Raw genomic sequence first — 13819 nt, 5'->3', positions numbered from 1 at the left:
CGTCTCAGCCTGTAGTCTTCGACTGGCACTGCTCCCCTAGGAGTCTTCGCAATTATGTTTTGTATTCTATCTTAGAACGTCTTACACAAGTGCAACAGCACTTGTGTTCAATAATTAAAACGCCAAGAGTCACGCAACAATATTCATAATTCATCTTTTGAACTACTTACTTAAGTGCTCAAGCACTTAAGTTACTTTTCACTAGCTTGCTTTGTTTGTAGATTTTCTTGTTGAAAATCTCTTTGCTGAGCCCCATTCCCAAACTCTATTTATTATCTATATCAACGCTACTTTCTTAAATGAGTATGACTTTAATGTTAAATAAAAAAAGCAAATTCTATAGTACTTCAATAGAATTTGCTTCTAACTAATCTATGAATTGGATGTCATAACATCTTTGATTAGTAGTTTAATAAAATAAATGTGATTATTAATTAAGTTGTGTATAGTCTTGGCCATGTAACATCCAACGTACGCCATATTTATCTGTAAAGGCGCCCATTTTTCCACCCCAGAATTGTTCTTTGAGTGGCATTTCAATGTCTATTGAGTCATGATCTTTAATTTTATCGTAAAACTGTTGAACTTTATCTGAATCGTCTTGATTGTTAACATCGAAATCAATAAGTAATGAAATTCCATTATTGATGTTCTCTACACGTCCGAATGAATCAGAGCATAAAATTTTAACACCTAGTACTTCAAATTCAGCGTGCATTGTAGCTTCTGCAGCCTGTTCTTTTGTCATGCCAAATTGTTCCGCTTGTTCTTCGCTCACTTCTAATCTTTTGACGTTTGTTGCGCCAAATACTTCTTCGTAATATGCTATTGCGTCTTTTGCTTTTTCAAAGGCTAAATATGGAAATAATTCAGTCATGATAAAACCCCTTTAGTTAGTTTGTAACCCAGTCCATTATATAATGAATAGATGTAAATAGCGATTAGTATACGGTCGTGAAATTTTGAACAAAATAGAATGAGTATTCTAATTAATCATGTGCTTTGACATTGATAAGTTTATGAAAGATTTGGTCCATTTGCTTAGGTTTAATCTCGACATTTTCATTCTTTTTCCAATCGATAAATGCATTTAGTACCGAACCGAACACATAGAATACTAGGCTTTTCGGTACTACATTATCAACAGTAATACGATGCATGTTGGTTTTGAAATCCTTTTGCATTATTTCAATTAAATAATTATTGCGAACATCTTCAAACTCTTTATCGTTATATTGCTTAAGTTCAATTCGAGATATCTCTTCCTTATTGAAGGAATTAGCTAAAGTTTGAAAAGGATTATTCAAACGTTCTTTAATATTAGTCGCAAAATAGTCATTGTGTGTTAACTTTAATAGGTATTTCAACAATTCGTATTTATCGTAAAAATGTTTATAAAAAGTAGTGCGATGAACACTAGCATGCTTACAAATTTTATTAACCGTTAATGTTGTAAACATCTCTTGTTCGAGCAATGAATATAAGCTATCAGTTAATGCCTTTTTAGTTTTAATTACCCGTAAGTCTTTATCATTCAAAATTGTTCTCCCCTAACATAGATAGAAGAATCTAATAAATTTGGTGAAACATAATATTTAATTATAGATTATATAAATACATAAATAAACATGCATTTACATTAAAAATGTAAATTACGTATAAAAAATAAACTGATTAAAAATAAGAAATGTATTGTTTAATGAATTTGGTAAAGCGTTTTAAAGCGTTTTGAAAGGGTATATGATATCCAAATAGAAACATTGTTTAACTACTAAAAATAAAATTGCAATTTTTATAAATTTATTTTATTTTCCAAGTCTTATTTTATAAATATATTCTATATTGGAGGATTTTAATTATGAAAGGTACTAAACAATTAGATCAAATTAAAGAAGATAATAAGAAGCAACTTAAAAAATTATTCAAATATGATAAAGATAATGCATTAACATTTAGCAAAGAAGATCGTGAAAAAGTTCAAGACAAATTTGGCGTATATGTTATTTTCGATAAAAAGACGCCTATCTTCGTTGGTCAAACAGGTGGCTATTCTACAGGTTACCAATTAATTACAAAAGACTTATTTAATAAATTAGGTCAATATAATTTAAAATCAGGTGTCGGCACTACTAAATTTAAAAAAGGTTTAGCACAAAAAAAAGGTGTTAATGAAGAGGATATTAAATCAATTACAGCTGAAGATTATAATTTGAAATTCCAATATGTCAATGTTAAAGATGAACCAGCGTTTATTAATGTTTTAGAAATTTTAGCAATTGAATATGCCAAAGATAAAGGTTATGAATTATATAATTTTAACCAAAACTAATGACATCAATTGATAAGTATAAATGAATTGTTATAAGTGGTTAGGACGATTGTGGGGCTAGGACTATGAATGAATATTGAATTCTTTCCTATTCGACATGATAGTCCTAACCTTTTGTTTTCATTTTCTGAAAAGTGGTATTGATGAGTAAAACTTAACTAAAGTAGGGGATACTATGGCAATTCGTGTCCATTTTCAAGACCAAGCAGATCACTTCCATACTGCATGTATATTTTCAGCTATTCCTGAGGATGCCAAACTTGTGTGGATTGATTTTGAGAATCCGACGAAAAACGATCAAGCATTACTCACTCAACGATTCAATATTGCTAGACACCACATTGAGGAATCTGTATTTACATTTACGAGACCTAATGTTAGTAATCACCCACAGAAACAGCATTTATATTTAATATTGCATGCGATTAGCCATAATAATTTCTCAGCAGAACCACTGAGTATTACTGTTAAGGGTAATTGGATAATCACGGTCCATAAATATCCTATGAATGTATTATCAGATATCATTACGTCATTCAATAAGTCACCTAAAGCTATAACTGCGATTGAACTAACAACTATCATGGTTGATAAGATTACACATCAATATTTTAAATATGTGGATCATGTTGAAGACACTGTTTTCTCTTTTGAGGATCAAAATGTAGATAAAGTCAATAACCGTAAATTAATGGATGACGTATATAATATTCGTTCTGAAATGATTAAACTGAAACGTGTGCTCATTCCTATGGAGCAACTCCTAAATGAAATAGTAGATGAATCACCATTAGACGTATCACACGAATATCAACTATTGATTAAACATATTCATAGTAGAATATTAAGACAAACAGATACGTTGATGGCATGTGAGCACATCACAGATGATATTAAAGATAATAATGAGTCTTACCGTTCTAATAGAATTAACGGTGTGATGGATATCTTAACCATTATTTCGTCTATATTCTTTCCGCTATCATTTTTAACAGGTTGGTATGGCATGAACTTCTCTTATATGCCAGAACTTGATTGGCATTATAGTTATTTCGTCTTTATTGCTATTTCATTAGTGGTTGTTGTTTCACTCATTACTCTTTTTAAAAAGAAGGACTGGTTCTAGCGCAAACAAAATAAGCGTATGATTCTACAAGTGTTAGATTCATACGCTTATACCTATTAATGTTGTTTCTCTTCCTATAGGAGCCGTTTATATTTGGGTTTGTAATATTTAGACAGTTTCATGTTCTGGACAAAAGAGATCACAGGTCGTGCTGTTATTTGAATACTTCCAATCACAAATAGTATCGTGCCGAAAATCATTGTTTGGTCACTAAAAAATAGAAAACTACCTATTAAAAATATAATGCCCAGTACGATATCGTTGATTTGGTATAGGGCTTTGTAGAAGAATGAAATTTGCTTCGCATGATCATCTTTATTAAATTGATTGGTATTAAAATGTAAATCAACATCATCTTTATTTAAACCAGCCATTTTAATACCTCCATTATTTTAAGTAATAACATACTTCCCGTTGTACTTTGACATGAAACTTCTTCATAATGGTCAGAAAGTAGTGGTATGATGTCTTATTCAATGCTTTACGAATCTCCCGTACAAAATTTAGAACTCATTAGTGATGGTGAGTCACTTACACATGTACTCTATAAATATAGTGACACAACGGTTACTCATCCAACAAATCCTGGTTTAGAAATTTTTAAAAAAGTGGTTGAGTGGTTAAATGAATATTTCTCAGGAAATCGTCCGCAAATTGATTTTTCAATTAAACCGGAAGGCAGTGATTTTCAAAAAAGTGTGTGGCGAAAGCTACAAGAAATAGAATATGGACAATTAAAAACGTATGGTGATCTAGCGAAACGCGTAGGTGAAGAACGTAATAAGCCGAATATGTCTGCACAAGCAGTAGGTGGTGCAGTAGGTAGCAATCCGATTTCTATTATTATTCCATGCCATCGCGTGGTTGGAAAAGATGGAAGTTTAACAGGATATGGTGACACGATTAATCATAAAATTAAATTACTTGAACTTGAGAAAGTAGATATGACTAAATTGTATAGACCTAAAAATTCAACTAAACCATAACCCCTTTATATTTACCCATTAATAAAGAGGCGTTCGAGACAAAAGCCTAAATTGCTCTTATTTCGAATGCCTCTTAATTAATGTCAATGTTATTGAGGAATATGATATTGACGTATATCGTCTTGAATAGCTTCTAAGTAGTAAATAGACTTATCGTCATCTGTTTGTTCAGTAGCGTGGTCGAATTCTAAATCATCGAATCGCTTGAAGAAACTTTCATAGTCTTCAACTGAAACTTCTTGACGTTCGTTCAATAAGGCTTTATGTCCTTCAATATCTAATTGTTTTTCATAGCCTTCGACTAGCGTAGCACTAAAGAATTCTCCTACAGAACCAGATCCATAGCTAAACAATCCAATAGTTTGACCACCCTTAAGCGATCTATTCTCTAATAATGAAATTAAACTTAGATATAAAGAGCCAGTATAAATATTACCTACATAACGATTATAATATACTGCATCTTCATATCCAGATGTTAAACGTTCTTGCGTCGTTTCATCGGCATCATTGATAATTGAATCTAAAGCTTTCTTACCCATTTTAGTGAAAGGTACGTGGAAACATAATGACTCAAAGTCAGATAATGTTTTCCCTTCACGTCGAGCATATTCGTTCCAACTTTCTTGGAATGATTTGATATATGCATCTTTAGATAATGCACCGGCAACTAATGGATATTTATGTCCAGTTGGTCTCCAGAAGTCATACACATCTTCAGTATATGCAACGGCATCATCATTCAATTCTAAGATACTTGGATTATTTGAAATCAACATAGCTACGGCACCAGCACCTTGTGTCGGTTCGCCACCAGATTGAATACCATATCGAGCTGTATCACTTGCGATAACAAGTACCTTTTCATTAGGTCGTTTCTCAATGTAGTCTTTAGCTAATTGAATTGCAGGTGTTGCAGCATAGCAAGCTTCTTTCATTTCGAAGCAGCGTGCGAATGGCTGAATACCTAGTAAATTGTGAATTTGTACTGCAGAAGCTTTTGCATTATCGATTGCAGATTCAGTTGCTACAATGACCATTCCAATATGTTTTTTATCATCATCTGTTATAATATCTTTAGCAGCATTAGCCCCCATAGATACAATATCTTGTGATACTGGACTGACTGCCATTTGAGTTTGACCAATCCCAATTAAAAATTTATTTGGATCAACTTGGCGAGCTTCAGCAAGCTTAGCCATGTCTACATAGTATTTAGGTACGTAAAAGTTAATTTTATCGATTCCTATACTCACGGGCACTACATCCTTTCGTTATTCTAATTTTATAATTCATATTAATAGTAGCATTTTGAGACAATTTCATTTAAAATGCTCACTAATAGAAAGCGTTTTCATACGAAAAGTTAAATGCAATAACGCATGTCGTTTAATATAGTAATATAATAAAATACGTGAAACTGCATGGTATAACATTGAGTGTGAGATAACTTCTATCGGCTATTATTAATAATCATATTAATAGTTATTTTACCAAATTAAATAACTAAATTACAATTTATATATAAACTACATATAAGGAGATAAAGAATGAAAAAAATTGCTATAGTTAGTGCTAAAAGAACGCCAATCGGTAGATATAAAGGTAAATTAAGAAATTATTCTGCAGTTGAATTGGGAACGACAGCTTTGAAAGGTGCAATCGATTCAGCAAATATTGACCCTAATATAATACAACAAGTTATCTTTGGTAACGTGCTACAAAGTGGTGTAGGACAAAATCCAGCACGTCAAATTGCGATTAAAGCGGGTGTACCTGATACAACACCAGCTATGACAATTAATGAGGTATGTGGATCAGGTCTTAAAGCAATTATATTAGGTAAACAGTTAATTCAACTAGGTGAAGCGGATGTTGTTGCAGTGGGTGGAGTTGAAAGTATGACAAATGCCCCACAATTAATCTTAAAAGAAGGTCAAGAACCAGTAGAAAGCTTTATGCATGATGGTTTAACAGATGCCTTTCATTATGTACCAATGGGTGTAACAGCTGAGAACATAGCTGAAAAATATGACATCACGCGTGAAATGCAAGATGAGTTCGCAAACCATTCACAAGCTAAAGCTGCTAAAGCGACGCAAGATGGTAAATTTAATAATGAAATTATCGGTATGACTGACGCGGAAGGGGAACAAATGACTTCTGATGAAGGTGTTCGTCCAAATAGTAGTGTCGAGAAGCTTGCAACATTAAAGACAATTTTCAAAGAAGATGGAACAGTAACTGGTGGTAATGCTTCAAGTATTAACGATGGTTCATCTGCACTCATTTTAATGGAGGAATCATATGCTAAAGCGCATGGTTACGACATTTTAGGAATCGTTGGAGATTATGCGGAAGTAGGTTGTGATCCTCAATATATGGGCTATGCACCATTCTATGCTGTTGAGAAACTACTTGATAAAACGGATAGCAAAATCGATGATGTTGATATTGTAGAAATGACTGAAGCATTTGCCGCACAAAGTATACCAGTCAAAGACAATTTGCATATTCCAGATGAAAAATTAAATATCTATGGCGGTGCTATTGCACTAGGACACCCAATTGGTGCCAGTGGTGCTAGATTAGTCACTACTTTAGTGAACGCACTTGAACAAGAAAATAAACGTACGGGTATTGCTACAGCATGTATTGGTGGAGGATTAGGTATCGCTCTAATGATTGATAAAGGGGAATAATGCTATGAAGAGTTTAGATAAGACATTTCGACATTTATCTCGTGAAGATAAATTAAAACAACTTGTTGATTATGGATGGTTAACAGATGCTAATTATGATGTTTTACTAAAAAATCCATTAATTAATGAAGAAGTTGCGAATAGCTTAATTGAGAATGTAATTGGTCAAGGCACATTGCCTGTAGGTTTATTACCTAAAATCATTGTCGATGATAAAGAATATGTTGTACCGATGATGGTTGAAGAACCTTCTGTAGTAGCTGCTGCAAGTTATGGCGCTAAGTTAGTCAATAATACAGGTGGTTTTAAAACTATTAAGAGTGAACGACTAATGATTGGTCAAATTGTATTTGATGACGTAAGTGATACCGATGACTTGGCACAAGCAATTTACGATTTAGAACCACAAATTGAACAGATTGCAGCTGAAGCTTACCCATCAATTATAGAACGTGGTGGTGGATACAGACGTATTGAAATTGATACGTTCCCAGAGAATCAACTATTGTCTTTAAAAGTATTTGTAGATACTAAAGATGCAATGGGCGCCAATATGCTTAATACAATCTTGGAAGCTATAACTGCACATATGAACAATGAGTTTCCAGATCGCGATGTGCTTATGAGCATTTTGTCTAACCATGCCACAGCCTCAGTAGTACGAGTTCAAGGTGAAATTGATATCAAAGATTTAAATAAAGGTGATCGTTCTGGTGAAGAAGTAGCACAACGCATGGAGCGTGCTTCTGTACTAGCACAAGTCGATATACATCGTGCTGCAACACACAATAAAGGTGTTATGAATGGTATTCACGCCGTAGTCTTAGCAACTGGTAATGATACACGCGGAGCAGAAGCAAGTGCACATGCATATGCTAGTCGTGATGGACAATATAGAGGTATTGCGACTTGGAAGTTTGATAAAGAACGTGGTCGCTTAGTCGGAACAATAGAAGTACCGATGACATTAGCAATTGTTGGTGGTGGTACGAAAGTATTGCCAATTGCGAAAGCATCACTTGAATTATTAAATGTTCAAACAGCACAAGAATTAGGTCAAGTTGTTGCTGCTGTAGGATTGGCACAGAACTTTTCAGCATGTAGAGCCTTAGTTTCTGAAGGTATTCAAAAAGGTCATATGAGTTTACAATACAAATCAGTAGCAATCGTAGTAGGTGCTCAAGGTGATGAGATTGCTTGTGTTGCCGAAGCATTGAAAACTGCGCCTAAAGCAAATACTGCTACGGCTCAACAAATTTTAAAAGATTTACGACAACAATAACAATATATAGAAAAGCCACTACTTATGAGTGAGGTACTTAATTCAATACCTCGATTCATAAATAGTGGCTTTTATTTATCATTTATATGTCATTATTTATTTTAGTAGATGTAATTATAACTACGTGCAGACCATTTACTTAAGTAGCGAGTTCCGTATGCATTCGGTCTATTGTAATTGTATTCAGAAACTTTAATACTACCGTTACTATATACACGCTCAACTACAGCAACGTGGCCATAATATCCTGCAGTAGATTGCATTACTGCGTAGCGTTTAGGCGTGTGACCAGTTCTATAACCAGAGCGTTGTGCATTGTAATACCAGTTCTTTGCATTTCCCCAACGATTTGATATTGGTTTACCTAGTTGAGCACGACGTTGGTATGCCCACCAAGTACATTGACCTTTCGTATAATAGTTATATGAAGCGGCTTCAGATACGTGCGTGTGTTCAATGTTTTGATATGTAAAAGTCGCTGCGAACATGATTCCAGTAGCGAGTAAAAGACGTGAAAATATTTTTTTAATTTCATTTTTGTTCCCTTCAAAATATAAAAGAATTAAAAACTGTATTAATCATATTCGTTAAAAAGGTCTAATACAATATAAGAAACGAATTATACAAGTAACTGTAATATATATGAAATATAACAGCGTAATTTGTAACTTATTTTACATTAAAGTAATTTTATACAATTTAAGATAGCAGCACGGTAATGTCTTAAAGTTCAAAGCATTACTTAATTTTAAATGTGAAATTGATTTGAAGTTTACCCTATAAAAAAAGCGCCATAAAGGCGCTTGGTGAGATGATACGTCCATGATGTATAATAACAAGTTAGAAATCATACATTTGTGAATTGGTTAAAAACAGCCAATGCTCTTTTAACGTTAGTCACAGGTATGTTTTCTGAACATGGATTATTTCGAAAATATGACAATACTTCTGTTTGGCTCTTCACTTCTCTAGGGAAATTGCTATCTTGATTAATCCAATTTACCAATTCACCTAATGGTGTGTCATCACCAACGAAATTTTGCATAAATTCGTAAAAGCTCAATGCCTCACCTCTTCAATCAATTTGAGCCTATGTGATTATAACATTTTTATAATGAAACATATAGGGTCAGACATTGAATTTGAATTAGACTTGTTCTCGGAAATATTTAGTTTAACTTTACATATTTTTATTTTCTCAAAATATTTCGTGTATAATGAAATTACAATAATGAACAAAGAGGGTGAGCATTTGGACATCAAACATATGAAATATTTTATGGAAGTAGTTAATCAAGGTGGTATGACAAATGCTTCGAAATCTCTATACATAGCGCAGCCGACGATTAGTAAAGCAATTAAAGATATAGAAAATGAATTGAAAATGACATTATTTGATCGTCAAAAGCGTCACCTCGTACTCACTGATGCGGGTAAAATATTCTATAAAAAGTGTGAGGAAATTATAGCGTTATATGATAATATTCCTTTCGAAATTAATGGGCTATTAGGATTAGAAACAGGTCATATCAATATAGGTATGTCTGCAGTAATGGACATGCAACAATTTATTTACATACTAGGGGAGTTTCACAAGCTCTATCCAAACGTTACGTATAATTTAAATGAAAGTGGCGGTAAATCTATAGAGACGCGACTTATTAATGATCAAATTGATATTGGAATTACAACAATTCCAATAGATGAGAACGTCTTTGACTGTTTACCGTTATATAGCGAAGATTTGAGATTAGTTGTAAGTAAAGAACATGACCTTGCAGCACGTGATTCTGTTACAATGGCAGAACTTAAGAATGAAGATTTTATATTGTTTAATGAAGACTTTTACCTTAATGATAAAATTATTGCCGCAGCTAAAAATGCAGGTTTTCTCCCAAATACGGTTTCAAATGTCTCGCAATGGAACTTTATTGAGTATCTGTTGCTAGCACGTTTAGGTGTAAGTATCTTACCAGAGCACATCGCTAACATGCTCAAAGACAATATCAGAAGTATTAAGATTGAGGATACTGGAATGAGTTGGGAATTAGGTGCAATTTGGAAAAAGGATAAACTGTTAAGTCACGCTACCTCTAAATGGATAGAATTTATGAGCAAGAGATTAAAATATGACTAAATAATACTTCATAACAACAAGCACAATAAATAGATAAATAAAAATAGAGAAGCGTTTAAACGAAACGCTTCTCTATTTTTATTTGCATATGTTGGGTTCGTTCCGAAAGCAATAATATTGTCATCGAAATTCAATCACACCAATACGTATAGTTGTTAAAGCGATTACATAGAAAAAAACTATAGGTGGTATTTAAAATGGATATTTTTCTATTTACTTAGGTTGAATTAGAATGATGAATGTAGGTTTAAATTTCACTGTAACAATTTCGACATATTTTAGTGGGAGGTCAGTCATCTTGAAAAAAGTATTATTTATTTCAAAAGTTATCATACAAATTGCCATTATCATAGTCATTAGTTACTTAGGTAGTTTATTGCAAACATTATTGCATATACCACTAGCTGGAAGTATCGTAGGCATGATAATGTTGTACATTTTACTTGAACTGAAAGTGATACGTATGAATTGGATATCTGACGGCGCAGAATTTCTATTAGCTACAATGGTGTTTTTCTTTATACCTTCTGTAGTAGGAATAATGGATGTTGTTTCTGATATTACAAAGAGTTATATCATTTTCTTCTTATTAATTATTGTAGGTACAAGTTGCGTTGCACTAGCTTCTGGTTACATCGCTGAAAAGATGGTTAAACAACCTAACGTTAAGAGAGGTCATCAATAGTATGACATTCATTCAAGCTATCTTAATGATATTGTTGACTGTCGTTATGTATTTTGCTGCAAAAAAGCTACAACAAAAATATGATAATCCATTTTTGAACCCAGCGTTAGTAGGTTCGGTCGGTGTCATTATTGTATTATTGTTAACACATCAAAACTATCATGATTATATGACAGGTGGTAAATGGATCAATCATTTATTGAATGCCACTGTTGTATGTTTAGCTTACCCACTATATAAGAATCGACATAAAATTATTGAGAATTTAAGTATTATCTTTTCAAGCGTGATGGTTGGCGTAATACTTAATTTTATGTTAGTGTTTACCTCGTTAAACTTATTGGGTTACGATGAGGAGACGATAGTAACAATATTACCACGTTCAATAACAGCTGCTGTAGGTATCGAAGTATCACAGGAATTAGGTGGTACTGATACGATTACAGTATTATTCATTATAACTACAGGTTTAATAGGTAGTATGATGGGATCAATGTTATTGAAATTAGGTAATTTTAAGACCTCTATTGCCAGAGGGTTAACATATGGGAATGCATCACACGCTTTTGGTACCGCAAAAGCATTAGAACACGATAATGAATCTGGTGCATTCAGTTCAATTGGAATGATATTAACTGCTGTAATTAGTTCGATACTTATTCCAATTATGATTATTTTATTCTACTAAAGGGAATATATATATTGTACTCGTTTAAAAAGAGAAAGGAGCTATTGTAATAATGGCGAAGATAAAAGCAAACGAAGCATTAGTTAAAGCGTTAGAAGCATGGGATATTGATCACTTATATGGTATTCCAGGGGATTCAATTGACGCAGTAGTAGATAGTTTACGTACTGTTAGAGACTCATTTAAATTCTATCATGTACGTCATGAAGAAGTAGCAAGTTTAGCTGCAGCTTCATACACTAAAATGACAGGTAAAATTGGGGTAGCATTAAGTATTGGTGGTCCTGGTATCGTTCACTTATTAAATGGTATGTATGATGCAAAAATGGATCGCGTACCTCAATTAATTTTAGCAGGTCAAACAAATAGTACTTTATTAGGTACAAAAGCTTTCCAAGAAACAAACATTACTGATATGGTTTCAGATGTATCTGTATATAATCACCAAATTCAAAAAGGTGATAACGTATTTGAAATTGTTAACGAAGCTATTCGTACAGCATATGAAAAACGTGGTGTAGCAGTAGTTGTATGTCCTAATGACTTATTAACTCAAAAAATTAAAGACACAACTCATCGTGCTATAGACACTACTAAACCAAAAGCACCAACTCCAACATTACGTAGCATTAAAAAAGCTGCAAAATTAATCGATAAAAGTAAAAAACCAGTAATGATTATTGGTGTAGGTGCACAAAATGCTAAAGATGAATTACGTGAATTTGTAGAAGCGGCTAAAATTCCAGTAATTCATACGTTACCAGCTAAAACAATCATTCCTGATGATCACCCATATAGCATCGGTAACTTAGGTAAAATCGGTACAAAAACATCTTACCAAACAATTCAAGATGCCGATTTATTAATCATGGCAGGTACTAACTACCCTTACGTTGACTACCTACCTAAGAAAAATATTAAAGCAATTCAAATTGATACAAACCCAGATGTAATTGGACATCGTTTCAGTGTCAATGTTGGTATCGTTGGTGACGCGAAACTTGCTTTCCATCAATTAACTGATGTTATCAAACACGTACCACAACGCCCATTCTTAGAAAAAACATTAGAACGTAAAGCTGTTTGGGATAAATGGATGGAACAAGATATGAATGAAGAAAGCACACCAATCCGCCCAGAACGTTTAATGAAATCAATTAGTAAATATAGTGACGATGATGCTGTATTCTCAATCGATGTAGGTACATCTACAGTTTGGTCAACACGTTACCTAAACTTATCAGTAAATAATAAATTTATTATTTCTTCTTGGTTAGGTACAATGGGTTGCGGACTTCCAGGAGCAATTGCTTCTAAAATCGCTTTCCCTAAACGTCAAGCTATCTCAATTAGCGGTGACGGTGCATTCCAAATGGTAATGCAAGACTTTGCAACTGCTGTTCAATATGACTTACCAATGACAATTTTTGTTATGAATAACAAACAATTATCATTTATTAAATATGAACAACAAGCTGCAGGTGAATTAGAATATGCCATTGATTTCTCTGATATGGACCATGCCAAATTCGCTGAAGCTGCAGGCGGTAAAGGTTATGTATTAAAAGATCCTAGCCGTATCGATGAAGTAGTAGAAGCAGCGTTAAATGAAAATGTACCAACAATCGTTGATGTACATGTTGATCCAAATGCTGCACCATTACCAGGTAAAATTGTTAATGAAGAAGCAATCAACTATGGTAAATGGGCTTACAGATCAATTACTGAAGATAAAAAATTAGACTTCGACGAAATTCCACCAATTTCTGTCGCTGCTAAACGTTTCTTATAAGAAATAGATTCGACACACTGACGAAAGCAATGCTTTTGTCAGTGTTTTTTTATGAATATTTGGCTCTATAATAAATTGGACTGATGACTAAA

15 protein-coding genes are annotated in these 13819 nt (G+C 33.3%); 9 read left to right on the top strand and 6 right to left on the bottom strand.

Annotated features, from left to right (window positions below; translation table 11 throughout):
• Nucleotides 1-430: 430 nt before the first annotated feature.
• Nucleotides 431-877, bottom strand: a complete 447-nt coding sequence (locus HMPREF3134_RS03800; protein ID WP_053018473.1) for a VOC family protein — start codon at nucleotides 875-877, stop codon at nucleotides 431-433.
• Between the two features lie 112 nt (nucleotides 878-989).
• Nucleotides 990-1538: a TetR/AcrR family transcriptional regulator gene (locus tag HMPREF3134_RS03795; protein WP_070440815.1), complete on the bottom strand. Its 549-nt coding sequence runs from the start codon at nucleotides 1536-1538 to the stop codon at nucleotides 990-992.
• A 320-nt stretch (nucleotides 1539-1858) separates the two neighbouring features.
• Here HMPREF3134_RS03795 and HMPREF3134_RS03790 point away from each other — a divergent pair, with 320 nt between their 5' ends.
• Nucleotides 1859-2329 carry a hypothetical protein gene (locus HMPREF3134_RS03790; RefSeq protein WP_011274829.1) on the top strand — a complete coding sequence of 157 codons (471 nt, stop codon included), beginning with the start codon at nucleotides 1859-1861 and terminating at the stop codon, nucleotides 2327-2329.
• A gap of 175 nt (nucleotides 2330-2504) precedes the next feature.
• Nucleotides 2505-3455, top strand: coding sequence for a CorA family divalent cation transporter (locus tag HMPREF3134_RS03785; protein ID WP_070440812.1), 951 nt, complete (start codon nucleotides 2505-2507; stop codon nucleotides 3453-3455).
• Nucleotides 3456-3529: 74 nt separating this feature from the next.
• Here HMPREF3134_RS03785 and HMPREF3134_RS03780 read toward each other — a convergent pair whose 3' ends face one another.
• Nucleotides 3530-3829 (bottom strand): YrhK family protein, encoded by a 300-nt coding sequence (locus HMPREF3134_RS03780; protein ID WP_070440811.1) that lies wholly within the window; start codon nucleotides 3827-3829, stop codon nucleotides 3530-3532.
• A gap of 90 nt (nucleotides 3830-3919) precedes the next feature.
• On the opposite strand from HMPREF3134_RS03780, the gene HMPREF3134_RS03775 reads away from it, so the two are divergent.
• A complete protein-coding gene (locus HMPREF3134_RS03775; protein WP_070440987.1) occupies nucleotides 3920-4441 on the top strand; it encodes a methylated-DNA--[protein]-cysteine S-methyltransferase in 522 nt (173 codons plus the stop codon).
• Nucleotides 4442-4530: 89 nt separating this feature from the next.
• On the opposite strand, the gene HMPREF3134_RS03770 is transcribed toward HMPREF3134_RS03775, so the two are convergent.
• Entirely contained in the window at nucleotides 4531-5697 is a 1167-nt protein-coding gene (locus HMPREF3134_RS03770; protein WP_070440809.1) for a hydroxymethylglutaryl-CoA synthase, read from the bottom strand.
• A gap of 294 nt (nucleotides 5698-5991) precedes the next feature.
• On the opposite strand from HMPREF3134_RS03770, the gene HMPREF3134_RS03765 reads away from it, so the two are divergent.
• On the top strand, nucleotides 5992-7143 hold the full coding sequence (locus HMPREF3134_RS03765) for a thiolase family protein (RefSeq protein ID WP_011274835.1): 1152 nt from the start codon (nucleotides 5992-5994) through the stop codon (nucleotides 7141-7143).
• A gap of 4 nt (nucleotides 7144-7147) precedes the next feature.
• Nucleotides 7148-8425 carry a hydroxymethylglutaryl-CoA reductase, degradative gene (locus HMPREF3134_RS03760; RefSeq protein WP_070440804.1) on the top strand — a complete coding sequence of 426 codons (1278 nt, stop codon included), beginning with the start codon at nucleotides 7148-7150 and terminating at the stop codon, nucleotides 8423-8425.
• Nucleotides 8426-8526: 101 nt separating this feature from the next.
• On the opposite strand, the gene HMPREF3134_RS03755 is transcribed toward HMPREF3134_RS03760, so the two are convergent.
• Nucleotides 8527-8913: a CHAP domain-containing protein gene (locus tag HMPREF3134_RS03755; protein ID WP_070440801.1), complete on the bottom strand. Its 387-nt coding sequence runs from the start codon at nucleotides 8911-8913 to the stop codon at nucleotides 8527-8529.
• 359 nt (nucleotides 8914-9272) lie between these two features.
• On the bottom strand, nucleotides 9273-9488 hold the full coding sequence (locus tag HMPREF3134_RS03750) for a sterile alpha motif-like domain-containing protein (protein WP_059747654.1): 216 nt from the start codon (nucleotides 9486-9488) through the stop codon (nucleotides 9273-9275).
• 189 nt (nucleotides 9489-9677) lie between these two features.
• Here HMPREF3134_RS03750 and HMPREF3134_RS03745 point away from each other — a divergent pair, with 189 nt between their 5' ends.
• From HMPREF3134_RS03745 to HMPREF3134_RS03730, 4 genes are all read left to right on the top strand, one after another.
• Entirely contained in the window at nucleotides 9678-10562 is an 885-nt protein-coding gene (locus tag HMPREF3134_RS03745) for a cidABC operon transcriptional activator CidR (RefSeq protein WP_053025592.1), read from the top strand.
• Between the two features lie 298 nt (nucleotides 10563-10860).
• Entirely contained in the window at nucleotides 10861-11247 is a 387-nt protein-coding gene (locus HMPREF3134_RS03740) for a CidA/LrgA family protein (protein WP_029376681.1), read from the top strand.
• Nucleotide 11248: 1 nt separating this feature from the next.
• Nucleotides 11249-11935, top strand: coding sequence for an LrgB family protein (locus HMPREF3134_RS03735; protein WP_053025597.1), 687 nt, complete (start codon nucleotides 11249-11251; stop codon nucleotides 11933-11935).
• A gap of 52 nt (nucleotides 11936-11987) precedes the next feature.
• The gene (locus HMPREF3134_RS03730) at nucleotides 11988-13727 is read left to right on the top strand and encodes a pyruvate oxidase (RefSeq protein ID WP_070440798.1); all 1740 of its coding nucleotides are present in this window, start codon (nucleotides 11988-11990) and stop codon (nucleotides 13725-13727) included.
• The last annotated feature ends 92 nt before the right edge of the window (nucleotides 13728-13819 follow it).

The organism is Staphylococcus sp. HMSC14D10, assembly GCF_001808125.1.
GTDB lineage: Bacteria > Bacillota > Bacilli > Staphylococcales > Staphylococcaceae > Staphylococcus > Staphylococcus haemolyticus.
Note: the sequence above shows the minus strand (reverse complement) of the source record. Positions and strands in the feature narration are given on the sequence as shown.